The sequence below is a fragment of the Burkholderia sp. MSMB1078WGS genome (genome assembly GCF_001528895.1).
In the GTDB taxonomy this organism is placed as follows: Bacteria; Pseudomonadota; Gammaproteobacteria; order Burkholderiales; family Burkholderiaceae; genus Burkholderia.
The window spans coordinates 187894-211674 of the sequence record NZ_LPDI01000100.1; the positions used below are offsets into that span (position 1 = coordinate 187894).

The 23781-nt window shown below is 67.8% G+C and carries 20 protein-coding genes; 8 read left to right on the forward strand and 12 right to left on the reverse strand.

What is annotated here, in order from left to right; genetic code table 11:
• The first annotated feature begins 173 nt into the window (after window positions 1-173).
• The 3 genes from hemC to WT24_RS26510 are packed head-to-tail and all read left to right on the forward strand — an operon-like array spanning window position 174 to window position 4338.
• Entirely contained in the window at window positions 174-1178 is a 1005-nt protein-coding gene (hemC, locus tag WT24_RS26500) for a hydroxymethylbilane synthase (protein WP_059504836.1), read from the forward strand.
• Window positions 1178-3148, forward strand: a complete 1971-nt coding sequence (hemDX, locus tag WT24_RS26505; protein WP_060036296.1) for a fused uroporphyrinogen-III synthase HemD/membrane protein HemX — start codon at window positions 1178-1180, stop codon at window positions 3146-3148. Before hemC ends, hemDX begins: the two co-directional genes overlap by 1 nt.
• Before the next feature lie 2 nt (window positions 3149-3150).
• Window positions 3151-4338 (forward strand): heme biosynthesis protein HemY, encoded by a 1188-nt coding sequence (locus WT24_RS26510; protein ID WP_059504839.1) that lies wholly within the window; start codon window positions 3151-3153, stop codon window positions 4336-4338.
• A gap of 258 nt (window positions 4339-4596) precedes the next feature.
• Here the strand turns inward: WT24_RS26510 and WT24_RS26515 are convergent, their stop codons facing one another.
• The 3 genes from WT24_RS26515 to WT24_RS26525 form a co-directional block, all read right to left on the reverse strand.
• Complete coding sequence (locus WT24_RS26515; protein ID WP_034208110.1) at window positions 4597-5901, reverse strand: MFS transporter; 1305 nt, start codon at window positions 5899-5901, stop codon at window positions 4597-4599.
• A gap of 147 nt (window positions 5902-6048) precedes the next feature.
• A complete protein-coding gene (locus tag WT24_RS26520) occupies window positions 6049-6807 on the reverse strand; it encodes an SDR family oxidoreductase (RefSeq protein WP_060036297.1) in 759 nt (252 codons plus the stop codon).
• Window positions 6808-7010: 203 nt separating this feature from the next.
• Complete coding sequence (locus WT24_RS26525; protein ID WP_059504843.1) at window positions 7011-8450, reverse strand: aldehyde dehydrogenase family protein; 1440 nt, start codon at window positions 8448-8450, stop codon at window positions 7011-7013.
• Window positions 8451-8738: 288 nt separating this feature from the next.
• Here WT24_RS26525 and ppa point away from each other — a divergent pair, with 288 nt between their 5' ends.
• The gene (ppa, locus tag WT24_RS26530; RefSeq protein ID WP_059504845.1) at window positions 8739-9266 is read left to right on the forward strand and encodes an inorganic diphosphatase; all 528 of its coding nucleotides are present in this window, start codon (window positions 8739-8741) and stop codon (window positions 9264-9266) included.
• 52 nt (window positions 9267-9318) lie between these two features.
• Here the strand turns inward: ppa and WT24_RS26535 are convergent, their stop codons facing one another.
• Window positions 9319-10152 carry a GIY-YIG nuclease family protein gene (locus WT24_RS26535; protein WP_060036298.1) on the reverse strand — a complete coding sequence of 278 codons (834 nt, stop codon included), beginning with the start codon at window positions 10150-10152 and terminating at the stop codon, window positions 9319-9321.
• 49 nt (window positions 10153-10201) lie between these two features.
• A complete protein-coding gene (locus WT24_RS26540; protein WP_060036299.1) occupies window positions 10202-11236 on the reverse strand; it encodes an AraC family transcriptional regulator in 1035 nt (344 codons plus the stop codon).
• Window positions 11237-11388: 152 nt separating this feature from the next.
• Here WT24_RS26540 and WT24_RS26545 point away from each other — a divergent pair, with 152 nt between their 5' ends.
• Complete coding sequence (locus tag WT24_RS26545) at window positions 11389-13635, forward strand: glycoside hydrolase family 3 C-terminal domain-containing protein (protein ID WP_060036300.1); 2247 nt, start codon at window positions 11389-11391, stop codon at window positions 13633-13635.
• Window positions 13636-13706: 71 nt separating this feature from the next.
• Here the strand turns inward: WT24_RS26545 and WT24_RS26550 are convergent, their stop codons facing one another.
• On the reverse strand, window positions 13707-14885 hold the full coding sequence (locus WT24_RS26550; protein WP_059795828.1) for a GNAT family N-acetyltransferase: 1179 nt from the start codon (window positions 14883-14885) through the stop codon (window positions 13707-13709).
• Window positions 14886-14994: 109 nt separating this feature from the next.
• Here WT24_RS26550 and WT24_RS26555 point away from each other — a divergent pair, with 109 nt between their 5' ends.
• Complete coding sequence (locus tag WT24_RS26555; RefSeq protein ID WP_060036301.1) at window positions 14995-16704, forward strand: NAD+ synthase; 1710 nt, start codon at window positions 14995-14997, stop codon at window positions 16702-16704.
• Window positions 16705-16787: 83 nt separating this feature from the next.
• Entirely contained in the window at window positions 16788-17126 is a 339-nt protein-coding gene (locus tag WT24_RS26560; RefSeq protein WP_006398637.1) for a P-II family nitrogen regulator, read from the forward strand.
• A 175-nt stretch (window positions 17127-17301) separates the two neighbouring features.
• Here the strand turns inward: WT24_RS26560 and WT24_RS26565 are convergent, their stop codons facing one another.
• Together WT24_RS26565 and WT24_RS26570 are read right to left on the reverse strand one after the other, a co-directional pair.
• Window positions 17302-18381: a porin gene (locus WT24_RS26565; protein ID WP_059795988.1), complete on the reverse strand. Its 1080-nt coding sequence runs from the start codon at window positions 18379-18381 to the stop codon at window positions 17302-17304.
• A gap of 545 nt (window positions 18382-18926) precedes the next feature.
• On the reverse strand, window positions 18927-19853 hold the full coding sequence (locus WT24_RS26570; RefSeq protein WP_060036310.1) for a LysR family transcriptional regulator: 927 nt from the start codon (window positions 19851-19853) through the stop codon (window positions 18927-18929).
• Window positions 19854-19989: 136 nt separating this feature from the next.
• Here WT24_RS26570 and WT24_RS26575 point away from each other — a divergent pair, with 136 nt between their 5' ends.
• The gene (locus WT24_RS26575; RefSeq protein WP_059504864.1) at window positions 19990-20487 is read left to right on the forward strand and encodes a GNAT family N-acetyltransferase; all 498 of its coding nucleotides are present in this window, start codon (window positions 19990-19992) and stop codon (window positions 20485-20487) included.
• 64 nt (window positions 20488-20551) lie between these two features.
• Here the strand turns inward: WT24_RS26575 and WT24_RS26580 are convergent, their stop codons facing one another.
• From WT24_RS26580 to WT24_RS26595, 4 genes are all read right to left on the reverse strand, one after another.
• Window positions 20552-21331 (reverse strand): ABC transporter ATP-binding protein, encoded by a 780-nt coding sequence (locus WT24_RS26580; protein WP_059504866.1) that lies wholly within the window; start codon window positions 21329-21331, stop codon window positions 20552-20554.
• Between the two features lie 18 nt (window positions 21332-21349).
• A complete protein-coding gene (locus WT24_RS26585) occupies window positions 21350-22063 on the reverse strand; it encodes an ABC transporter permease (protein WP_034208097.1) in 714 nt (237 codons plus the stop codon).
• Window positions 22060-22749: an ABC transporter permease gene (locus tag WT24_RS26590; protein ID WP_034208096.1), complete on the reverse strand. Its 690-nt coding sequence runs from the start codon at window positions 22747-22749 to the stop codon at window positions 22060-22062. The genes WT24_RS26585 and WT24_RS26590 overlap by 4 nt, the downstream gene beginning before the upstream one ends.
• Window positions 22750-22979: 230 nt before the next feature.
• A complete protein-coding gene (locus WT24_RS26595; protein ID WP_060036311.1) occupies window positions 22980-23762 on the reverse strand; it encodes an ABC transporter substrate-binding protein in 783 nt (260 codons plus the stop codon).
• Between the last annotated feature and the right edge of the window lie 19 nt (window positions 23763-23781).

Sequence of the window (23781 nt, forward strand, 5' to 3'; positions counted from 1 at the left end):
AACTGCGGAAACTGCGGGAACTGCGGTCAAGCAACCAGCTACGTGCGGCACATCCGCACAACGGCGCCGCGACCCGCACGGAAGCAGGCCGGGCGCAGGCTCCGGGCTCGGGCCGCCGGGGCGTGCGTGCTACCATTGTTCGGTCTTCAATCCCGTCCTTCGATGTTCCAGCAATGAATTCCGAGACCCCCGCGGCCGGGCCGCAACAGGCACGGCCGCCCGCGACGTTGACGATCGCTTCGCGCGAGAGCCGCCTGGCGATGTGGCAAGCCGAACATGTGCGTGATGCGCTGCGCAAATTATATCCAGCTTGTGACGTGAAAATCCTCGGGATGACGACGCGCGGCGATCAGATTCTCGATCGCACGCTGTCGAAGGTCGGCGGCAAGGGCCTGTTCGTGAAGGAACTGGAGAGCGCGCTGGCCGACGGCCGCGCCGATCTCGCGGTGCACTCGCTGAAGGACGTGCCGATGGCGCTGCCCGACGGCTTCTCGCTCGCCGCGATCATGGAACGCGAGGACCCGCGCGATGCGTTCGTGTCGAACGACTACGCGTCGCTCGATGCGTTGCCGGCCGGCGCGGTCGTCGGCACGTCGAGCCTGCGTCGCGAAGCGATGCTGCGTTCGCGTTATCCGCATCTCGAGGTCCTGCCGCTGCGCGGCAACCTCGACACGCGTCTCGCGAAACTCGACCGCGGCGACTACGCGGCGATCATCCTTGCGGCGGCGGGGCTGAAACGCCTCGGTCTCGAAGCGCGGATCCGCACGCTGCTCGACGTCGAGGCCAGCCCGCCCGCAGCCGGCCAGGGCGCGCTCGGCATCGAGATCGCCGCGCACCGCGACGACGTCGCCGCGTGGCTCGCGCCGCTGCACGACCCGCAGACCGCGCTCGCGGTCGAGGCCGAGCGGATGGTGTCGCGCGCGCTCGGCGGCAGTTGCGAGGTGCCGCTCGCCGCGCACGCGGTGTGGCGCGCGGGCGAGCTGTACCTGACGGGCCGCGTGTCGACCACCGACGGCAAGCGCGTGCTGACGGCCGAGGAGTGCGGGGCCGTCGTGACCGTCGCCGATGCGCTCGCGCTCGGCCGCGCGGTATCCGACGAGCTCGAGGCGCAAGGCGCGCTCGACATCGTCCAGGCGCTGCTCGCGGGCTCGCAGGCCGCGGGCAAGGGCGACGCCTGATGGCGGGCGGCGCGCGCGCGTTCACCGCTGTCCTGACGCGTCCGGACGGCCAGTCCGACGCGCTTGCGTCGCAACTGGCCGATGCCGGTTGCGACGTGCTCGAATTCCCGCTGATCGACATCGCGCCGGTCGACGATCCGGCGCCGCTCGACGCCGCGTTCGCGGCGCTGGCCGACTACGTGCTGGTGATTTTCGTGTCGCCGAACGCGATCGATCGCGCGCTCGCGCGGTACGGCGCGATCTGGCCGAACGCGCTGCCGGTCGGCGTGGTCGGGCCCGGCAGCGTCGCGGCGCTCGAGCGTCACGGCATCGCGGCGCCCGCGCATCGCGTGATCGCGCCGCAGCCCCCGCCCGACGGCGGCGTGCCCCATTACGATTCGGAAAGCCTGTTCGCGAGCATCGAGGCCGCGTTCGGCGGCGCGCAGGCGCTGGCGGGCAAGCGCGTGCTGATCGTGCGCGGCGACGGCGGACGCGAATGGCTTGCCGACCGCCTGCGCGAGGCCGGTGCGGACGTCACGCTCGTCGCCGCGTACCGGCGCGTCGTGCCGGAGCCGCGCGTCGGCGCGTGGGAGCGCGTGCACGCGCTGCTCGACGGCCAGCCGCACGCGTGGCTGGTCACGAGCTCGGAAGGCGTGCGCAATCTGCACGAGCTCGCGCGCGTCCACCTGAACGACGCCGAGATCGACGCGCTGAAGCATGCGCCGCTCGTGACGCCGCACCCGCGGATCGAGCAGACCGCGCGCGCATTGGGTTTTGATAGGATTACGCTGACCGGCGCGGGCGATGAGCGCATCGTCCGCGCGTTTCGAACGATGGCCGACGAGGCCGTCCAACCGGCGACAGCCGCACCGGTGACTAAACGCATGACAGATACCAACGATTCCAAAAGCGTCGCTTCCCAGCCGGCCGCTGCATCCGCACCGCCGTCCAGCCCTCCTTATCTCGCGCCCGAGCCGCGTGCGCGCCGCGGCGGCAGCGCGGTGCTGTGGTTCGTCGTCGTCGTGCTCGGCTGCGTGGCGGGTGTCGGCGGCTACGCACTGAACCGCAAGATCGATCGGCTCGACGGTACGTTCGTCGCGCGCCAGAAGGCGCTCGACGCGCAAGCGGCCGAAACGCGGATGAAGACCGAGCAGGCGCTCGCCGGCACGCACCAGGTCGACACGCAGCTCGCGCAGCTCGACGGCAAGCTCGCCGATGCGCAGAGCGCGCAGCAGGCGCTGCAGCAGCAATACCAGGACCTGTCGCGCAACCGCGATGCGTGGATGCTCGAGGAAGTCGACCAGATGCTGTCGAGCGCGAGCCAGCAGCTTCAGCTGACCGGCAACACGCAGCTCGCGCTGATCGCGCTGCAGAACGCCGACGCGCGTCTCGCGACGTCGCAGAGCGCACAGGCCGTCACGGTGCGCAAGGCGCTCGCGCAGGACATCGAGAAGCTGAAGGCCGCGCCGGCAGCCGATCTCACCGGCCTTGCGATCAAGCTCGACGATGCGATCGGCAAGATCGACGCGCTGCCGCTGTCGGGCGAGGCGATCGTGCCGCACGCAGCGCCGAAGGCCGCGCCGGCCGACGCCGCTTCGTCGATCGCTGCCGGCGAGCCGCGCTGGAAGGTGTGGTGGCACGACTTCTCGGCCGGTCTCGGTCAGCAACTGAAGGGCCTCGTGCAGGTGCGCCGGATCGACCACGCGGATGCGATGCTCGCGTCGCCCGACCAGGGTTACTTCGTGCGCGAGAACGTGAAGTTGCGTCTGCTCACCGCGCGGCTGTCGCTGCTGGCGCGCAACGACAGCGCGATGAAGGCCGACCTGCACGCCGCCCAGGCGTCGCTCGGCAAGTATTTCGATCAGGCGTCGAAGGACACGCAGACCGTCGAGGATCTGCTCAAGCAGGTTGACGGCGCATCGCTGACCGTCGCGGTGCCGAACCTGAACACGAGCCTGAACGCCGTTCAGCAGTTCAAGAGCCGGGGGTAACGATGACGCTTCGAGGAATCGTCTGGCTCGCGGTCCTGTTCGCGCTCGCCGCCGCGCTCGCCACCGTCGGCCGTTTCGACGCGGGGCAGGTGCTGCTCGTCTATCCGCCGTACCGGGTCGACGTGTCGCTGAATCTGTTCGTGATCGCCATCGTCGTGCTGTTCATCGTCGTGTACGCGCTGCTGCGCATCGTGCGCAACATCTGGCGCATGCCGCAGCGGGTCGCCGCCTATCGCGCGCGTTCGCGCAACGAGAAGGCGCAGGCGTCGCTGCGCGATGCGATCGCGAACCTGTACGCGGGCCGCTTCTCGCGTGCGGAGAAGGCCGCGCGCGAAGCGCTGTCGGTCGACGCGAACCTGGGCGCCGCGAGTCTCGTCGCGGCCACCGCCGCGCATCGGATGCACGAGTACACGCGCCGCGACGACTGGTTGTCGAAGATCGACGCGCCCGAATGGCAGGATGCACGGCTGCTTGCCGCCGCCGACATGCGCGCGGACGCCCGCGATGCCGACGGTGCGCTCGCCGCGCTGGCCGACATGCAGGCCGGCGGCAAGCGCATCCACGCGCAGCAGGTCGCGTTGCGTGCGCAGCAGCAACTGAAGAACTGGGCCGAGGTGCTGAAGCTTGCGAAGGCGCTCGAAAAGCGCGAGGCGCTGCATCCGGCCGCAGCCGTGCGGCTGCGCCAGCAGGCGGCGGAAAACCTGCTGCGCGAACGCCGGCACGACCCGGACGCGCTGCTCGAAGTGTGGCAGTCGCTGTCGCCGGTCGAGCGCCAGTCGCCGCGTCTGGCCGATCTCGCGGCCGAGTTGCTCGTGCCGCTCGAGCGCCGCAACGAAGCGCGTCGCATCGTCGAGGACGCGCTCGCGCACAACTGGGATGCGCGCCTGCTGCGCCGTTATCCGGACACGGCCGGCGCCGATGCGCTGCCGCTGATCCAGAAGGCCGAAGGCTGGAAGAAGGATCATCCGGAAGATGCCGACCTGCTGTTCGCACTCGGCCGCCTCTGCCAGCAGCAGCAGTTGTGGGGCAAGGCGCAGTCGTTCCTCGAATCGGCGCTGAAGCTGGCCGACAACGAGGCGCTGAAGGTGCGGGCGCATCGTGCGCTCGCCCGTCTGTTCGAGCATCTCGGCGAAACCGACAAGGCCGCGAAGCACTACCGCGAAAGCGCGCTCGCGATCACCGTGGTCTGACGCGGTGCCGCGGTAAAAGCCCCGAACGCCGATCGGCCTTCGGGGCTTTTTTTCGTTCGTCGCGAGGCCGTGCGGACGCATGGCGGCGTCATCCGGTCGGCGAAGCATCCGGCCGGCGCGGTCTTGCCCGTCCGGAATCGAAAACGCCCCGGCGGCCGGGCAGTGCCGGGCGTCGGGGCGTTTCGTGGGGGCGGCCGTCGACCGGCGTGTTCGGTGCTTGGTGCTCTGTGGGGCCGGCGCGCCTTTACGCGCCGCGCGTCACTTGTCGACGAGCCGCTTCGGCACCGACAGCGCGAGCAGCCCGCCGAGCACGAGGAACCCGGCCAGCATGTACATGCCCGCATCGTTGGCGCCCGTCGCCTGCTTGAGCCAGCCCATCAGGTACGGGCTCAGGAAACCGGCGAGGTTGCCGATCGAGTTGATCATCGCGATGCCGGCCGCGGCGGCCGTGCCGCCGAGGAACGCGGTCGGCAGGCTCCAGAACAGCGGCAGCGTCGTCAGGATGCCGATCGTCGCGAGCGTGAGGCCGAGCATCGCGAGCGCAGTCTGGTGCGCCCAGATCACCGACAGCACGAGGCCGAGCGCGCCGATCGCGGCCGGAATCGCGAGGTGCCAGCGGCGTTCGCGGCGCTTGTCCGCGCTGCGCGCGATCAGGATCATCGCGACCACCGCAGCCGCATACGGAATCGCCGACAGCAGGCCGATCACGATCGTATCGGTCACGCCCGTCGCCTTGATGATCGTCGGCAGCCAGAAGCCGACGCCGTAGAGCCCCATCACGAACGAGAAATAGATCAGCGCCATCAGCCACACGCGCGGGCTCGACATCACCGCGCCGAGCGGCAGGTCTTCCTTGGTGGCTTCCTCGGCGTCGACGTTGCGGGCGAGCAGCGCCTTTTCTTCATCGGTCAGCCACGTCGCCTTCGCGATCCGCTCGTCGAGCGTGAAGAACACGAGCACGCCGGCGAGCACCGACGGAATGCCTTCGAGCAGGAACAGCCATTGCCAGCCGTGCCAGCCGCTCACGCCGTCGAACGCCTTCAGGATGAAGCCCGAGATCGGCCCGCCGATCACGCCGGACAGCGCGACGGCCGTCATGAAGAACGTCGTCATCCGGCCGCGCCGGTGCGCGGGATACCAGTAGGTGAGGTAGAGGATCACGCCGGGAAAGAAGCCCGCTTCGGCGACGCCGAGCAGGAAGCGCATCACGTAGAACATCGCGGGCGTCGTGACGAACATCGTCAGGATCGAGATCACGCCCCACGTCGCCATGATGCGGGCGATCCAGACGCGTGCGCCGACGCGGTGCAGGATGATGTTGCTCGGCACCTCGAACAGGAAATAGCCGAAGAAGAAGATCCCGGCGCCGAGCCCGTACACGGTATCGCTCAGGTTCAGGTCGCTCGCCATCTGCAGCTTCGCGAACCCGACGTTCACGCGGTCGAGATACGCGACCACGTAGCACAGCAGCAGGAGCGGCACGAGTCGCCACGACACCTTGCGGTAGGTTGCTTCCTCGAATGCGCCGGACGAGCCCGGCAGCGACTGCGTCGATGTTGCCATGTTGTCTCCTGTCGATCAGAGTGGGCGCTCGAGCGGTTATCCGGATCCCGTGCGCCACCGTCGTTGTAGTTGGCCGGCGCAGACGCAGCGGCGCGTCCAAGCCGGTTTCGTGCGAAGCAAGACGGAATAACCGTGATGCCGGTACGGCTAGATGCAACGCCCGCCGTCGACTTCGAGGCAGACGCCCGTGATGAATTCGGCTTCGTCGGACGCAAGGTACAGCGCGGCGTTCGCGATGTCCTGCGGCGTCGAGAAGCGGCCGAGCGGGATCGTCGCGAGGAAGCGGCGGCGATTTTCCGGGGTGTCCTCGCAGCCCATGAACTCGGTCATCAACGCGGTTTCGCCGAGTACCGGGTTGATGCAGTTCACGCGGATGCGGTCGGCGCCGAGCTCGGCCGCGAGCGACTTGCTCGCGGTGATCATCGCGCCCTTCGTGCTGTTGTACCAGACGAGGCCCGGGCGCGGCCGCACGCCGGCCGTCGACGCGACGTTCACGAACACGCCGCCGCCCTGTGCGCGGAAGTACGGCACGAAGGTCTGCACGCACCAGAACAGGCTCTTCATGTTGACCGCGTACACGCGGTCGAATTCGGCTTCCGTCACGTCGAGCACGGGCTTGTTGCGGTGCGTGGTGCCGGCGTTGTTCACGACGATCTGCACCGCATGGAAATCGTCGAGCGCCGCCTGCAGCAGCGCGCGCCAGTCGTCCTCTTTCGATACGTCGCCGGCTGCCGCGATCGCCTTGCCGCCCGCGAGCGCGATCTCGCTCGCGACGCGCTCGGCCGCCGCGCCGTTCAGGTCGTTGACGACGACGTTCGCGCCTTCGCGCGCATACGTCTTCGCGATGCCTTCGCCGAACCCCGAGCCGCCGCCCGTGACGATGGCCGTCTTGCCGCTCAACCGCATGGTGTGTCTCCTTATATCTTCGATTTGCTTCGAACTTCAGTTGTGGCCGCCGTGAGGCGGGCTGCCTGACCGGTTGGCGGCCGTGGCACAGCGTGTGTCTCCTGCGAGCCATCGAGCTCGAATCGCAGCTGTGCTGGTCATGAGAGTCGTCGTGCGTCGGCAGGCGGCCGGGCGCTGCCTGCCGGCTGTCGCGCGCCGTGCGTTCAGCCGTGCCGGATCGCGATCGTCTTGAGCGCGGTGAAGCCGTAAAGCGCCTCGAAGCCTTTCTCGCGGCCGTGGCCCGAATGGCCGACGCCGCCGAACGGCAACTCGACGCCGCCGCCCGCGCCATAGTTGTTGATGAACACCTGGCCCGCGCGCAGGCGCCGCGCAAGCCGCATCTGGCGTGCGCCGTCGCGTGTCCAGATGCCCGCGACGAGGCCGTACGGCGTGCCGTTCGCGAGCGCGACGGCTTCGTCCTCGTCGACGAAACGCATCGCCGCGAGCACGGGGCCGAACACTTCCTCCTGCGCGAGCCGATGCGACGGCGGCACGTCGCGCAACAGCGCGGGCGCCTGGTAGAAGCCGCTTTCGGGCGCGTCGGCGACGACCTGCCCGTGCGCGGCCATCGGAATGCCGTCGTGCTGCGCGTCGGACAGGAAATCCCACACGCGTTGCTGCTGCTTCGCGTTGATCAGCGGGCCGCAGTCGAGATCGGCGCGGCTCGGGCCGACGCGCAGCCCGTTGAACGCGGTGGCGAGGCGCTCGACGAGTGGCTCGTACACCGCGCGCTCGATCAGCACGCGGCTGCCGGCCGAGCAGGTCTGCCCGCCGTTCTGCACGATCGCGGACACGAGTACGGGCAGCGCCGCGTCGAGATCGGCATCGGCGAACACGATCTGCGGCGACTTGCCGCCGAGTTCGAGCGTGACCGGCACGTGGTTCTCGGCCGCCATCTGCGTGACCAGCTTGCCGGTGGCTGGGGAGCCCGTAAACGAGATGTGGTCGATGCCCGGATGGCGTGCGAGCGCGGCGCCCGCTTCATGGCCGTAGCCGGTGACGACGTTGAGCGCGCCGGCCGGCAGCCCGGCCTCGGCGGCCAGCTCGGCGACGCGCAGCACGGACAGGCACGCGTCCTCGGCCGGCTTGACCACGCAGGCGTTGCCGGCCGCGAGCGCCGCGCCGACGCTGCGCCCGAAGATCTGCATCGGGTAGTTCCACGGCACGATATGGCCCGTGACGCCGTGCGGCTCGCGCACCGTCAGCACCGTGTATCCGGCCTGATAGGGGAGGGTTTCGCCATGCAGCTTGTCGGCGGCGCCCGCGTAGAACTCGAAGTAGCGCGCGAGCGCGGCTGCATCGGCGCGCGCCTGCTTCAGCGGCTTGCCGGTGTCGCGCGCCTCGATCGCGGCGAGTTCGTCGAGATGGTCGGCCACGCGAGCCGACAGCCGCATCAGCACGCGGCCGCGTTCGGCGGCGCTCGCGGCGCCCCACGGGCCTGCGAATGCGTCGCGCGCCGCGGCGACCGCGCGTTCGATGTCGGGTGCCGTGCCGCGCGCGATCGTCGCGAACGGCTGGCCGTCGGACGGATCGATGACCGCGATGGTTTCCAGTTGCGCGGGCAACGTCCATTCGCCCGCGATGAAGTGCTTCGCCTCTTCCATGCCTGCTCCTGTCGACCCAAGTTAGCGCTTTAGCGCTTGGTTGGGCGTCATGCAACGCGGTCGACCCAAACTGGCGCTTTGGCGCTTGCCCGGATCCCGTGCTTTATCGTCGACGTGCAACGCCGCCGGTTCGACGGCCGGACATCCGGAACGATTATCGCGCCGATCGTCATCCGGACGCCACCGGTCGATTGGCTATAATGGCGCATTCCTTTTGGGGGACGCCCGTGGCGGTGCATCGGCCGAGGCGCCCTGTCCCGAATTCCCATCGACCTACAGAGAGTGCTCATGAGCTTCAATCATGTTCCGGCCGGCAAGGACCTGCCGCAAGATTTCAACGTGATCATCGAGATTCCCGCGCAAAGCGATCCGGTGAAGTACGAGGCGGACAAGGAACTGGGCCTTCTCGTCGTCGACCGCTTCATCGGCACGGGCATGCGCTACCCGGTGAACTACGGCTACATCCCGCAGACGCTGTCGGGCGACGGCGATCCGGTCGACGTGCTGGTGATCACGCCGTTCCCGCTGCTGGCCGGCTCGATCGTGCGTTCGCGCGTGCTTGGCATGCTGCAGATGACGGACGAATCGGGCGTCGACGCGAAGCTGATCGCGGTGCCGCACGACAAGATCTGCCCGATGACGGCGAACCTGAAGACGATCGACGACGTGCCCGAGTACCTGAAGGACCAGATCAAGCACTTCTTCGAGCAATACAAGGCGCTCGAGAAGGGCAAGTGGGTGAAGGTCGAAGGCTGGGCCGGCATCGAAGCCGCGCACAAGGAAATCGCCGACGGCGCCGCGAACTACAAGAAGTAAGCGGCGTGCCGGCCGACGGCCGGCGCGTACGGAACGAACCGCGCGTGTCTCTTCAGGAGACCGCGCGGTTTTGTTTTGCGCGCACGGTTTTCCTGCGGGTGGACGGGGAGACGGGCGGCAGTGGGGTGGCCGGTGCCGGCTTCGCGCGTTTCGCGCGCGGCGGGGCAATGGCCGGAGCGATCGTCGCGGCGGCTTTCGTGGCCGCCGGTCGGCGCCGGCCCGATGCGCAAGCGGCGTCTTCGCGTACGTTCGCGGCCGCTGCGGCGGCAGCCGGGGCCCTTCTTTTCGACTGCGTGGAGGAGGGCGAGCGTGCCTTTTTTACCGGTGTGCCACGCGACGCGGTCTTTTTTGCGGCGGCATCGCCGTCGGTTTTTGCATGTTTCGCGTCCGGCGCGGCTTTATTTGCCTTCGTCGACTTCGACGCTCGTTTGCCCTTCGCAGGCTTCGCGGCCGTTGCGGATCCGGCACGTTTCCCGGTTTTCGCCCTTTTCGCGGTGGCCGCCTCCGTTGCGGCCGTCTTCTGCGCATCGTCGACGTTTTCCGCCTTCCTTTTCTTCCGCCCGCGCCCCATCGCGTTCGTCCCGGCCGTGTCGCCGCTTTCGTCGAGCGCGATCGCCGCCGGCAACACCGATTCCAGCGTCCGCAAACCGGCCGCCAGCTCGCGCTTTTTCGCGGGCGTGAGCCGCTTCACCCAGTATTCGGCGCGCGACGCGCTCGACCGGTCGGGCAGCGGAAACGACGCGAGCACCGCGCGCGGCTTGCGCGAGCGCGTGTAGCGCGCGCCCTTGCCGGACGCGTGTTCGTCGAAGCGCGCGGCGACATCGGTCGTGATGCCCGTGTAGACGCTGTCGTCGGCGCATTCGATCAGATACAGGAACCAGGACATGGCAGAGCGGCGGAATGCGAAGCCGCCAGTGTCTCAGAAAAAATGCGCATCAACGCCACCGGTCGCCATGCCCGTCGCGAAAGCGGCTCGGCGCCGCACCGAGTTCGCGCGTGAAGAAGCGCGTGAACGCGCTCGTCGAACGGAAGCCGACGCGCACGCCGATCTCGCCGATCGGCAACCGCGTGTTGAGCAGCAGGTCGCGTGCCTCGCCGAGCCGCGCCTGCGCGACGAGCGCGTGAAAACCGACCGCTTCGCGATGCAGGCGCCGGCGCAACGTCCAGCGCGACATCGCGAAGCGCGTGCACACGTGCTGCATCAGCGTATCGGTCGGCACGTCGGTGTCGTCGGACGTGCGCAGCCAGTCGCGCACGCATTGCTCGACCGACGCGCCGAACGTCGAACGTGCGCGCACGCGCTCGCGTGCGGCGTCGGCCGCATGACGCTGGATGCCGGCGAGCGGCGCGTTGTAGCGCTCGAACGGCGTGTCGAAGTGCGCGGAGCGCAGCACGATGCGGTTGTGCGCGGCATCGAACGACACCGGCGCGCCGAGCATGTCGCGCAACGCGGCAACGGGCGCGAACGCGCGGCCGGCGAATGCGGCGTCGTCGACGTGCACGTGCGGATCGTACAGGCGCGCGAGCGCCGCGAGGATCGCGAGGTTCGCGAACGCGCTGCCCGCGTGCCGGCCGTTGCCTTCGTTCACGTACTCGAGCGCGATCGCGTCGCCGTTCTCGTGCGCGAATACCCAGTCGACGTTGCCGATCAGCTCGCGATAGTGCAGGTAGCCGTGCAGCGCGTCGCGCAGCGTCGCCGCATTGCACGTGATGCCCGCGAGTTCGGGAAACGGCACGAGCCACGGCACGACCTGCGGCGGCGGGCGATGCCACGACAGCGGCCAGCCGCTCGTCAGCTGCATCGCGGCCACGTGCCGGTCGCCCGCGATGCGGCGCGTGTCGTCGGCGAGCTCGGCCGGCCCGATGCCGAGCGTTTCGTAAAGCGGTGCGGGATCGATGCCGTTCGCACGCGCGTCTTCGCACAGCCAGCGGTAGATCCGGACGGATACCGATTTCTGTTGCAACTCCATGTCTGTCTCCCTGTCGTCATGCCGTTCGGGTTTGTCCCCGCTGCGAGAGGTCAACGCATGCTCCTGCCGGTCAAGCGTGGTGACCGGTCGATTTTTAGACTTGGACGCTGGAGTGAGACGACAAGTACTAACAGAACGATTCTGGAGGATCAATGAAAACTTCGCTGTTCCGGTATTCGACGATTGCGTGCGCATGCGCGCTCACGGTGTTGCTCGCATCGTGCGGCGGCGACGACATTCACGCCACGACCGACCCCGACGCGGCAGCCGACCAGCGCGCGGCGGCCCTCGTCGCGCAACTGACGACCGACGAAAAGCTGCAGCTCGTGCATGGCACCGGCATGCCGGCGCTCGGCTTGGGCGGCCCGTTTCCGGCCGATGCGCTGAACGGCGCGAGCTATATCCCGGGCGTGCCGCGGCTCGGCATTCCGGCGGTCAGCAGCGCCGATTCGGCGGGCGGCGTGAACGTGAAGAACGCACGCGTCACCGCGCTGCCCGCGCCAGTCGCGCTTGCGGCGACGTGGGACCCGGCGCTCGCGGGCGCCTACGGCACGCGCATCGCGCTCGAGCTGCGTGCGCTCGGTTTCGCGGAGGGGCTCGGCGGGGGCGTGAACCTCGCGCGCGAGCCGCGCAACGGCCGCACCTTCGAATACATGGGCGAGGATCCGGTGCTCGCGGGCACGCTGAGCGCCGCGCGCACGCAGGCCACGCAGGCGCAGAAGGTGATCGCGACGATCAAGCATTTCGCGTTCAACGACCAGGAAACCAACCGGATGACGGTCGATTCGGTCGTCGACGAGCGAACCATGCGCGAGGCGGAGCTGCTCGCGTTCGAGATCGGCGTGAAGGACGGCCAGCCGGGCAACGTGATGTGCTCGTACAACAAGCTGAACGGCGTATATGCGTGCGAGAACCCGTATTTGCTGACGACGGTGCTGAAGAACGAGTGGGGTTTCAAGGGCGTCGTGCAGTCCGACTGGGGCGCGACGCACTCGACGGTCGCGGCCGTGCAGGCCGGGCTGGACGAGGAACAGCCGGGCGCGGCCGACGACGGCAACGCGCCGCTCGGCTCGTACTTCAATTCGAAGCTGCGCGCGGCGCTGCAGGCCGGCAGCGTGTCGGTCGCGCGGCTGAACGACATGGTGCAGCGCAAGCTGCGCACGCTGATCCGTATCGGCGTGATGGACGCGCCGCCGAAGCCGGGTGGCGCGATCGACGAAGCCGCCGGCAATGCCGATGCGCTCGCGATCGCACGGCAGGCGGCGGTGCTGCTGAAGAACGCGGCCGCGCCGGGCGACACGCAGCCGGTGCTGCCGCTCGCCGCCGGTGCGCTCAAGTCGGTCGTCGTGATTGGCGGCCATGCGGACGCGGGCGTGCTGTCGGGCGGCGGCTCCGGGGCGGTGCCGGCGATCGACGGCAACGCGGTGACGTCCTGCCAACAACCGGCCGACATGCTGTTCGGCGGCTGCGCGACCTGGTACAAGTCCGCGCCGCTCGCGGCGATTCGCGCGAAGGCGCCGAGCGCGTCGGTCAGCTATCTCGACGGCACCGACGCGAATGCCGCGGCGAGCGCGGCCGCACAGGCCGATGTCGCGATCGTGTTCGCCACGCAGTGGCAGACGGAAGGGCTCGACCTTGCGAGCCTGTCGCTGCCCGATGCGAAGGCGGACCCGTACAACCAGCAATACGACCAGAACGCACTGATCGCCGCGGTCGCCGCGAAGGCCAAGCGCGTGATCGTCGTGCTCGAGAACGGCAGCCCGGTGCTGATGCCGTGGCTCGCGAACGTGCATGGCGTGCTGGACGTGTGGTATCCGGGCGCGCAAGGCGGCCAGGCGATCGCCGATCTGCTGTTCGGCGACGCGAATCCGTCGGGCCGGCTGCCGCTGACGTTCCCGAAGCAGGAGGCCGATCTGCCGCAGCCGACGATCGATCCGTCGAACCTGCAGAACGTTTATGCGGAAGGGCTCGCGTACGGCTATCGCTGGTTCGACGCGAAGGCGATCGAGCCGCTGTTCCCGTTCGGCTACGGGCTGTCGTACACGACGTATGCGTTGTCGGCGATGTCCGCGCAGGCCGACGCCGCCGGCAACGTGACGGTCGGCGTGACGGTGACGAATACCGGGGCGCGTGCCGGTACGCATACGGTGCAGATCTACGCGGCGCTGCCCGCGTCGCTCGGCGAGCCGCCGAAGCGGCTCGTCGGCTGGACCAAGGTCGCGCTGCAGCCGGGCGAGGCGCGCACGGTCAGCGTCGCGGTGCCGGCGCAGCGCTTCGCGGTGTGGGATGCGAGCGCGCACGCATGGCGGATCGGCGCGGGCAGCTACGGGCTGTCGGCGGCCGCGTCGTCGCGCGACCCGCAGGCGCTGTCGCAGACGGTGACGCTCGCCGCGCACTGAGCCGGCGGCGGCCGTGCGGCATGCGGCGAGCCCATGCGTGGCTTCGCCGCATGCCGGTGCGCGGGATGACGCTAGCCGGCGCCGCGCCGAAACGGATCGTGCTCGCGCAGTTCGTCGACGTACGCGTGGATATGCTCGGTCTCGCGTTCGAGAAAGCGCGCGACCGCGTCGGAAAAAGCCGGATGCGCGAGCCAGTGCGCGGAGTGCGTGACGGTCGGCAGGAAACCGCGCGCGAGCTTGTGCTCGCCCTGCGCGCCGCCCTCGAACGTGTCGAGCCCGGCCTCGATGCAGAACTCGAGCAACTGGTAGTAGGCCGTTTCGAAATGCAGGCAGGGCACGTGCTCGATCGCCCCCCAGTAGCGGCCGTACAGCGTGCCGCCGCCGTGTTCGCCGCGCCGGTACACGGCGAGCGCGCTCGCGATCGGCCGGCCGTCGGCTTCCGCGATCACGAGCAGCAGGTTCTCCGGCATCGTCGCGCCGATCGTGCGGAAGAAGTCGAGGTTCAGGTACGGGCTCGAATAGTGCTCGCGGTAGGTCTGTCGATAGCAGCGCGAGAAGAAGCGCCAGTCGGCGTCGGTGATTCGATCGCCGGTGAGCCGCCGGAAGGTCACGCCCGCGTCGTGCACCTTGCGCCGCTCCGCGCGGATGTTCTTGCGCTTCTTCTGCTCGAGCGTGCCGAGGAAATCGTCGAAGTGGCGGTAGCCGTCGTTGAGCCAGTGGAACTGCACGCCTTCGCGCAGCATCATGCCCATCGATTCGAGGAGCCGCGCTTCGTCGCCGGTCGGGAACAGTACGTGCAGCGACGACACGTCGCTCTGCTCGGCGAACGCGAGCAGCGTGGCCGCGAGCCGGCGGCGCGCGTCGTCGTCGGCCGCGAGCAGCCGCGTGCCCTGCACCGGCGTGAACGGCACGGCGCACAGCAGCTTCGGGTAATAGGGCAGGTCGTTGCGCTGGTACGCGTCGGCCCATGCCCAGTCGAACACGTATTCGCCGTACGAATGCTGTTTCGCATAGACGGGGGCGGCGGCCGCGAGGCGGCCGGTGCGCGGGTCGGTCAGCGTGACGAAGTGCGGCGACCAGCCGGTGTCGTCCACCGCACAGCGCGCGACGTGCAGTGCGTCGAGGAATTCGTGGCGCAGGAACGGCGTGGGCTGCGCGTCGCGCGCGAGCAGCGCGTTCCATTCGTCGGCCGGCACCTCGGCGGGGGACGACAGGATGCCCGTGCGATAATCGATGCGTTCGTGTTTCAAGCGTGAATCCGTACCGTTGGATGTTGCCGGGTGCGGGCCGCCATGGCCCGCGCCCAGGTCGATTTCGTTAGCCGTTCAAGGCGCGCCGCCGGGTTGCGCCGATCCCGCCATGAAGACCCGACTCGCTCTCGCCCAGATCAACGCCACCGTCGGCGATTTCGCCGGCAACGTCGCGCGCATCGTCGCGGCCGCGCGTGCCGCGCACAACGATGGTGCGCAATTGATGGTCGCACCCGAACTCGTGCTGTCCGGCTATCCGCCCGAAGACCTGCTGCTGCGGCCCGCGTTCTACGCGGCGGCGGCCGCCGCGCTCGACGCGCTCGCCGACGCACTGAAGGCGTTCGACGGGCTCGCGGTGCTGGTCGGCCATCCGTTGCGGGGGCCGGGCGGCGGTGCGGGCAGCGCGTCAGCCGTCGATGGTAATGCAAACCGCCCGATCGAGCGCGGCGTGCCGCCCACCGACACCTTCAACGCGGTGTCGCTGATCGTCGGCGGCGAGATCGTCGGCACCTACCGCAAGCAGGATCTGCCGAACGCCGAGGTGTTCGACGAGAAGCGCTATTTCGCGACCGACACCGAGCCGCTCGTGTTCGAGCTGAACGGCGTGAAATACGGCGTGATCATCTGCGAGGACGCGTGGCATGCGTCGGCCGCGCAGATCGCGAAGGCGGCCGGCGCGCAGGTGCTGCTGATCCCGAACGGCTCGCCGTATCACATGAACAAGGAAGCGGTGCGCATCGACATCCTGCGCGCGCGGATTCGCGAGACCGGGCTGCCGATGGTGTACGTGAACCTCGTCGGCGGCCAGGACGAACTCGTGTTCGACGGCGGTTCGTTCGTGCTCGACGCGCAGGGTGCGCTCGTCGCGAAGATGCCGCAGTTCGACGAAGGGCACGCGATCGTCGAATTCGACGGCGCCCGGCCGCTGCCCGGTGCGATCGCGCCCGAACTGTCGACTCACGCGCAGGTGTATCGCGCGCTCGTCACCGGCGTGCGCGACTACATCGGCAAGAACGGCTTTCCCGGCGTGCTGATCGGGCTGTCGGGCGGCGTCGATTCGGCGCTGGTGCTGGCCGTCGCGTGCGATGCGCTCGGGCCCGAGCGCGTGCGCGCGGTGATGATGCCGTCGCGCTTCACGGCCGACATCTCGACGACGGACGCGGCGGAAATGGCGCGGCGCGTCGGCGTGCGCTACGACGAGATCGCGATCGCGCCGATGTTCGATGCCTTCCGCGCCGCGCTCGCGGGCGAGTTCGCGGGCCGCGCGGAAGATGCGACGGAGGAGAACATCCAGGCACGCATCCGCGGCACGCTGCTGATGGCGCTGTCGAACAAGTTCGGCTCGATCGTGCTGACGACCGGCAACAAGAGCGAGATGGCGGTCGGCTACTGCACGCTGTACGGCGACATGGCCGGCGGTTTCGCGGTGATCAAGGACATCGCGAAGACGCTCGTGTACCGGTTGTGCCGCTATCGCAACGAAACGGCCGATTACGGGCTGCGCGACGTGATTCCCGAACGGATCCTGACGCGCGCGCCGTCGGCCGAGTTGCGCGAGAACCAGACCGACCAGGACAGCCTGCCGCCGTACGACGTGCTCGACGCGATCATGCGGATGTACATGGAAGAGGACCGGCCGCTCGCCGAGATCGTCGCGGCCGGCTACGCGCGGGCCGACGTCGAGCGCGTGACGCGGCTCATCAAGATCAACGAATACAAGCGCCGCCAGGCGCCGATCGGCATCCGCGTCACGCATCGCGCATTCGGGCGCGACTGGCGCTACCCGATTACATCACGCTTTACCGAACGGCTCGATTGAGCGGTGCTGGGCCGGATGCGGCCCGCCGGCTTACAATCGGGAACGCGATTTTTCATCCAAACGAGCATTGAGGGACATCCATCATGAAACGCATCACCGCCATCATCAAGCCGTTCAAGCTGGACGAAGTCCGCGAAGCGCTCGCCGAAGTGGGTCTCACGGGCCTGACCGTGACGGAAGTGAAGGGCTTCGGTCGCCAGAAGGGCCATACCGAGCTGTATCGCGGTGCCGAATACGTCGTCGACTTCCTGCCGAAGATGAAGATCGAGGTGGTCGTCGCCGAAGCGCAGGTCGATCAGGTGATCGACGCGGTGATCGGTGCGGCGCGCACCGGCAAGATCGGCGACGGCAAGATCTTCGTGTCGGACGTCGAGCGCGTGATCCGCATTCGCACCGGCGAAGAGAACGAAGCGGCCGTCTGAGCGCCGCGTTCGCGCCGTTCGCTCGATCGCGGCCGCGTCGGCCGATCGGGCCACGGTTGCATGAACCCGCCGCCCAAGAAAAAACGGTGCGGATACCCGGTTGGGTACCGCACCGATACGCGCCTCTCGCAGCAGCGTGGAAAGTGTTGTCGAATCGTTCTTTGACGGCGCCTGATCAGAACAGGTGCTGGATGCCGGCGTAGACGCCGGTTTGGCTGCCGCCCGGATTCGGGTTGCCCGTCGACACGGCCGTACCGGCGCCGTTCGCGTTCAGGCCGAAGTTCGCGTTCTTGCTGTTGCGCACCGTCGCGACCTGCAGGTCGAACAGCGTGCGCTTCGAGATGTTGTACGAGCCGCCGACCGTGTAGATGTTCGCGTTGCCGCCGCCGTGGTTCGCATTCACGTGATACACGGCTGCGATCAGCGCCGCTGCCGGCGTTGCTTGCCACGTCACGCCGCCCCACACCTGTTGCGTACCCGTCACGCCGGCGTTCACTGCCGGGCCACCGCTGCCGTCGGCGCGCGATGCCTGGTAGGCCGCCTGAACCTTGAACTGGCCGAGGAACACGTTCACGCCCGCGAAGTATTCACGCGAGTAGTTGAACACGTCCGAGAAGCGGCCGTTGCTGTCGCGCGTTTCGTCGTAGATGCCGCGCAACTGGAACAGCGAGTTCGTGTAGGTGACCTGCGCGCCCATTGCACGGCCCGGTTGGCCGGCCGTCGTGTTGCCGTTGAAGCTGGTCGAGTTCGAGAACGAGAACTGGCCGTAGAAGTCGAGGCCGTAGAGCGACGGCGACTGGTACGACACGTTGTTGCTGGTCTTGTTCCAGTTACGGCCGCGCACCAGCGAGGCCGTCGACCACGACGACTGGCCGAACGGGTCGAAGTCCCACACGCCGTTGGCGATCGCGAGTTCGCGACCCAACAGCAGCGTACCGTAACGGTCGTTGGAGATACCGACGGTCGCGAAACGATCCCAGATCGAGCCGCTGAAGCCGCCCGTCATCGTGTTGAACGCGCCTTCGAGGTGGAACAGGATCTTGTTGCCGCCGCCGATGTCTTCGCTGCCCTTCAAGCCCCACAGGCTCGTGCCCCAGTCGCCGCTTTCCGCGCGCACTTGGTGGCCGTTTTGCAGGCCGTTCATGTACTCGATGCCTGCATCCAGGCGGCCATACAGCGTGACGCTGCTCTGCGCGTGCGCCGTCACCACCCCAGCAGCCATCAGCGCGGCCGCGACCAAAGCTTTCTTCATCATCTCCTCCATACCCTGTCAAAAAGTCAACCCAGACTGCACGAGATGCCCGGAGCGCGAGCGCCGGGCAAAAGCGGGATAACCAGGGAGACCTCGTGCAGGGCCGGTAAGCGCGGCACGCGGGCAAGCAGACGGAAAACCGTTGAGCGGTCCCGCGCAGCCGGGTCGGCCTGCGGGGTCTCCTTGTTGTGTCGTGAAGCTAAACTACATTTCACGAACTTCGTTTTGCTACTTTGGTTACTAATTTAGCAAAAATACAATTTTGTGGCGACGGAAATCGTTGTTTGACTAACCGCTGTCGCCAAATTGCCATGCAACACGCTGCGCAACAGGGGGGGCAAGGGTGCTCGATTGCCGGAAAACCCTTGTCCCACAAGGCAGACATGGATTCCGCGGGCATGGGTCAAGGATTGCCACTATTGACGTTGCCGGGGCGCCGGCGTAAGCGCGAAAGTCGCGAAATTGGTAAGTATTTCGTAATGATTCGGGCGATTGCCGCCATCGTCGATCGACGCCTGAAACGCCTGTCCTGCTTCGCGCGGCGGAGCTTAGTCCGGACTTGGTCGCGCGTCGAGCAACTGGGCGCGAATCCAGCGATGCGCATCGGTGCGCGCGTGCTTCGCATGCGAGTAGACCTTCACCGTGTAGCGCGGGATCTCGAATGGCGCGGGGAAGATGCGGATCGGCGCCGCGTGGCGTAGCGCCTGCGCGGCGCGGTTCGGCACGGTCATCAGGAGTGCCGACTCCGCGATCACGAACGGCGCGGCGAGCACGGTCGGCAACTGCACGGCCACATGGCGCGCGAGGCCGAGCCGGTCGAGCACGTGATCGACGACGCCGCGCGCTTCGTTCCATGGCGTGACGACCACGTGGCGGGCCGCCAGATACTGGTCGAGCGTCAGCCGCCGACGGACGTCAGGATGCGTGGCGCTCGCGATCACGACATAGTCGTCGGAGAACCAGTCGAAATCCTCGATGCCGGGCGCGTCGGCCGCCGATTCCTCGTGGTAGCCGAGCGCGAAGTCGATGCGGCCGGCCGCGAGCTCGTCGACGGAAATCTTGCGGTCCGAATGGACGACGCGGATCCGCAGGTGCGGCGCCACGTGCTGGATGCGGGCCAGAAACGCAGGCAGCACCGCGAACGCCGTGTAGTCGGTCGCGGCGAACACGAACGTACGGTCGCTTTGCGCGGGATCGAAGCGGCGCGCGCGGGCGAGCCCCTTCGACATCGCATCGAGTGCGTCGCCGGCCCACGTGGCGATGTCGTCGGCGCGCACGGTGGGCTGCATCTCGTTGCCGAGGCGCACGAACAGCGCATCGCCGATCGCGTCGCGCAGCCGGGCGAGCGCATGGCTCAACGCCGACGGGCTCAACGAAAGCTCGTGCGCGGCCGCCGCGACGGACCGGTGGCGATACAACGCGTCGAACACGAGCAGCAGGTTCAGGTCGAGGCGGCGCAGGTCGGGATGCATCATGTTCATGTCCGGATGAAGAAACTGCACTTCCTGCAGTAGCGCCGTGAACGTAGCATGTCGATCTCACCGGCGCCAGATGCGGGAGCGCCGGCGCCGTATTCCGTTTTCCGTCCGGGCCGAAGGAGGGCTCACCACCGTGCAAATCGATATCCGTTCCGCCACCGTCGCCGACGTGCCGCTGATCCTGCGCTTCATCACCGAACTGGCCGTCTACGAGAAGGCCGAGCACGAAGTCGTCGCGACGCCGGAATCGCTCGAGCGCAGCCTGTTCGGCGAAGGCTCGCCCGCGCGTGCGCTGATGTGCGAGGTCGACGGCGAGCCGGCCGGCTTCGCCGTGTATTTCTTCTCGTATTCGACGTGGCTCGCGCGGCAGGGGCTGTATCTGGAGGATCTGTACGTATCGCCGCGTTTTCGCGGCGCCGGCGCGGGGCTGCGGCTGCTGAAGGCGCTCGCGCGGATCGCGGTCGAGTCGGGCTGCGGGCGTTTCGAATGGAGCGTGCTCGACTGGAACGAGCCGGCGATCCGCTTCTACGAGCGCGTCGGCGCGGCGCCGCAGAGCGAGTGGGTGCGTTACCGGCTGGCGGGCGACGAACTGCGCGCGTTCGCCGACGGCGCGCCGGTGAGCGCCGCGTAAACGCAAAACGGGCGCCGCGCGGCGAACCGCGGGGCGCCCGTTCGGGCGTGGCGGGTGACGGGCGTTACTTGAGGCTGCCGGACAGGAAGCCGCGCAGGCGTTCGCTCTTCGGGTTCGCGAACACCTCGGCCGGCACGCCTTCTTCCTCGACGCGGCCCTGGTGCAGGAACATCACGTGATTCGACACGTTGCGCGCGAAACCCATCTCGTGCGTGACGACGATCATCGTGCGACCTTCCTCGGCCAGCTTCTGCATCACCTTCAGCACTTCGCCCACGAGTTCCGGATCGAGCGCGGAGGTCGGCTCGTCGAACAGCATCACGTCCGGATGCATCGCCAGCGCCCGCGCGATCGCCACGCGCTGCTGCTGGCCGCCGGACAGATGCGACGGATACTGCTTCTCGACGCGCGGCGCGAGGCCGACCTTCTCGAGGTATTCGCGCGCGCGCTCCTCGGCTTCCTTCTTCGGGATGCCGAGCACGTTCACCGGCGCTTCCATCACGTTCTCGATCACGTTCATGTGCGACCAGAGGTTGAAGTGCTGGAACACCATCGACAGCTTGGTGCGCACGCGCTGAAGCTGCTTCGAATCGGCCGCGCGCAGCGCGCCCGTCTTGTCGAGCGCGGTGCGCACTTCCTCGCCGTCGACGAAGATGCGGCCCGCGTTCGGCTGCTCGAGGAAGTTGATACAGCGCAGCATCGTGCTCTTGCCGGAACCGGACGAGCCGATCACGCTGATCACGTCGCCCGAGTTCGCCTTCAGCGACACGCCCTTGAGCACCTCGTTGTCGCCGTACCGCTTGTGGAGATCGTCGACGAAAAGCTTTTGAGTCTGGGAATTCATCAATATTCCTGCGGAAACTTACTTGCCTTGCGGGCGCAGATACGCGAGCCAGCGGCGCTCGGCCTGGCGGAACAGCCACACGAGCGTGAACGAGATCACGAGATAGAGCAGGGCGGCGATGCCGAACGCGTGGAACGACATGTAGGTCGCCGAGTTCACGTCGCGCGCGATCTTCAGGATGTCCGGCACGGTCGCGGTGAAGGCCACCGTCGTCGCGTGCAGCATCAGGATCACTTCGTTGCTGTACAGCGGCAGCGCGCGGCGCAGCGCCGACGGCAGGATCACGCGGCGGTACATCGTGAACGTGGACATCCCGTATGCGCGCGCGGCTTCGATCTCGCCGTACGATGTCGCCTTGATCGCACCCGCGAAGATTTCGGTGGTGTACGCGCAGGTGTTCAGCGTGAACGCGAGCAGCGTGCAGTGCATCCCGTCGCGGAAGAACGCGTCGAGCATCGGCGTGCCGCGCACGACCTGCAGGCTGTAGAGGCCCGTGTAGCAGAGCAGCAACTGCACGTAGAGCGGCGTGCCGCGGAACACGTACGTGTACAGCCACACGGCGCCCGACAGCCATTTCTTCTTCGACACGCGCGCCACGGCGAGCGGCACCGACAGGCAGAAGCCGAGGCCGATCGACACGACCAGCAGCCACAGCGTGATCGCGACACCGGTGATGCGATAGCCGTCGGTGTAGAGATAGTTGCGCCAGTATTCTTGGATGAGTTCGATCATAGGTCAGCCTTGCGGACACCGGTCGAGTAGCGCTTTTCGAGCCACATCAGCACGAAGTTCGAGATCGTCGTGATGGCGAGGTAGACGGCACCTGCGATCAGCGTGAAGAAGAAGAACCGCAGCGTGCCCTTGCCGGCGTCCTGCGACGCCTTCACGACGTCGGCCAGGCCGATGATCGACACGAGCGCGGTCGACTTCACGAGCACCTGCCAGTTGTTGCCGATGCCGGGCAGCGCGAAGCGCATCATCTGCGGGAACATGATCCGCGTGAACACCTGCCAGTTCGTCATCCCGTAGGCGCTGCCGGCCTCGAGCTGGCCGCGCGGCACCGACAGGAACGCGCCACGGAACGTCTCGGTGAAGTACGCGCCGTAGATGAAGCCGAGCACGAGCACGCCGGCGAGGAACGGATCGATGTCGATCTGGTCCCAGCCGAGCGCGTCGGTCGCCATGTTCAGCCAGATCTGCAGGCTGTAGAACAGCAGCAGCATCAGCACGAGATCGGGTACGCCGCGGATCAGCGTCGTGTAGAGGGTGCCGACGCCGTTCGTCACGCGATTGCGCGACAGTTTCGCGCCGGCGCCGAGCAGCCCCAGCAGGAACGACAGCGCAAGCGAAAGCACCGCCAGTTTGACGGTTTGCCAGGTGCCGGCGAGGATCAGCGGGCCGTAGCCTTGTAGAAACATATGGGGTCCCTGGTGTGGTCCCTGAGGGCGCACGCAGTGCGCCGCGAAAGACGCGCCCGCCAAGCTGCGCGGAACGCCCCGTGCGTATCAATGACCGTCCGCCCCGGCAACGGTGCCGGGCCCGCCCGTCGCGCGAGCGGCGGGCAAGGGAGCGGGCGGCGCGTGGATGACTGCCTGTACTGCCCGGACGCGGGGCCGCCCCCGCATCCGCTGCTTCTTCTTGTCGGCGCTCAGCGAGCCGACGCCGAATAGACGCTGAACGAGAAGTACTTGTGCGACAGCCGGTCGTACGTGCCGTCCTTGTGCATGTCGGCCAGTGCCTGGTTGATCTTGTGCTTCAGGTCGGTATCTTCCTTGCGCAGGCCGATCGCGGTGCCGTCGCCGATCGTCTTCGGATCCTTCACCTCCGGCCCGGCGAACGCGAAGCCCTTGCCGCGCGGCGTGCGCAGGAAGCCGTAATCGGCCTGCAGCTCATCCTGCAGCGTCGCGTCGAGGCGGCCCGAGCCGAGATCGGTATAGACCTGGTCCTGATTCTGGTAAGGAACGATCGTCACGCCCTGCGGTTCCCAGTACGCCTTCGCGTAGGTTTCCTGCGTCGAGCCCTGCTCGACGCCGACGCGCTTGCCTTTCAGCGACGCGACCGTGGGCAGCAGCGGCGAGCCGGCCTTCGCGATCATTCGCGCGGGCGCGTCGTACACCTTGTCGGAGAAGTCGATCTGCTCGCGGCGCTTGTCCGTGACGGTCAGCGACGACACGATGACGTCGTACTTCTTCGCCTTCAGCGCCGGAATGATCCCGTCGAGATCCTGCGCCACCCACACGCATTTCACGTTGATCCGCTTGCAGATTTCCTTGGTGAGATCCACGTCGAAACCGACGATCTCGCCGCTCGGCGCGGTCGACTCGAACGGCGGGTAACTGGCATCGACACCGATCCGCACGGTCTTCCACTCCTTCGCGAAGGCGCTGCCCGCCACGAGGGCGAGGGCGGCGCACAGGGCGGCCTTCTTCATTTCCATCCTTCTGTTGCTG

Bases quoted from the DNA above. Each gene is read 5' to 3' on its own strand.
- hemC (WP_059504836.1), top strand. From the start codon at position 174: ATGAATTCCGAGACCCCCGCGGCCGGGCCGCAACAGGCACGGCCGCCC.
- hemDX (WP_060036296.1), top strand. From the start codon at position 1,178: ATGGCGGGCGGCGCGCGCGCGTTCACCGCTGTCCTGACGCGTCCGGAC.
- WT24_RS26510 (WP_059504839.1), top strand. From the start codon at position 3,151: ATGACGCTTCGAGGAATCGTCTGGCTCGCGGTCCTGTTCGCGCTCGCC.
- WT24_RS26515 (WP_034208110.1), bottom strand. From the start codon at position 5,901: ATGGCAACATCGACGCAGTCGCTGCCGGGCTCGTCCGGCGCATTCGAG.
- WT24_RS26520 (WP_060036297.1), bottom strand. From the start codon at position 6,807: ATGCGGTTGAGCGGCAAGACGGCCATCGTCACGGGCGGCGGCTCGGGG.
- WT24_RS26525 (WP_059504843.1), bottom strand. From the start codon at position 8,450: ATGGAAGAGGCGAAGCACTTCATCGCGGGCGAATGGACGTTGCCCGCG.
- ppa (WP_059504845.1), top strand. From the start codon at position 8,739: ATGAGCTTCAATCATGTTCCGGCCGGCAAGGACCTGCCGCAAGATTTC.
- WT24_RS26535 (WP_060036298.1), bottom strand. From the start codon at position 10,152: ATGTCCTGGTTCCTGTATCTGATCGAATGCGCCGACGACAGCGTCTAC.
- WT24_RS26540 (WP_060036299.1), bottom strand. From the start codon at position 11,236: ATGGAGTTGCAACAGAAATCGGTATCCGTCCGGATCTACCGCTGGCTG.
- WT24_RS26545 (WP_060036300.1), top strand. From the start codon at position 11,389: ATGAAAACTTCGCTGTTCCGGTATTCGACGATTGCGTGCGCATGCGCG.
- WT24_RS26555 (WP_060036301.1), top strand. From the start codon at position 14,995: ATGAAGACCCGACTCGCTCTCGCCCAGATCAACGCCACCGTCGGCGAT.
- WT24_RS26560 (WP_006398637.1), top strand. From the start codon at position 16,788: ATGAAACGCATCACCGCCATCATCAAGCCGTTCAAGCTGGACGAAGTC.
- WT24_RS26565 (WP_059795988.1), bottom strand. From the start codon at position 18,381: ATGATGAAGAAAGCTTTGGTCGCGGCCGCGCTGATGGCTGCTGGGGTG.
- WT24_RS26570 (WP_060036310.1), bottom strand. From the start codon at position 19,853: ATGATGCATCCCGACCTGCGCCGCCTCGACCTGAACCTGCTGCTCGTG.
- WT24_RS26580 (WP_059504866.1), bottom strand. From the start codon at position 21,331: ATGAATTCCCAGACTCAAAAGCTTTTCGTCGACGATCTCCACAAGCGG.
- WT24_RS26585 (WP_034208097.1), bottom strand. From the start codon at position 22,063: ATGATCGAACTCATCCAAGAATACTGGCGCAACTATCTCTACACCGAC.
- WT24_RS26590 (WP_034208096.1), bottom strand. From the start codon at position 22,749: ATGTTTCTACAAGGCTACGGCCCGCTGATCCTCGCCGGCACCTGGCAA.
- WT24_RS26595 (WP_060036311.1), bottom strand. From the start codon at position 23,762: ATGAAGAAGGCCGCCCTGTGCGCCGCCCTCGCCCTCGTGGCGGGCAGC.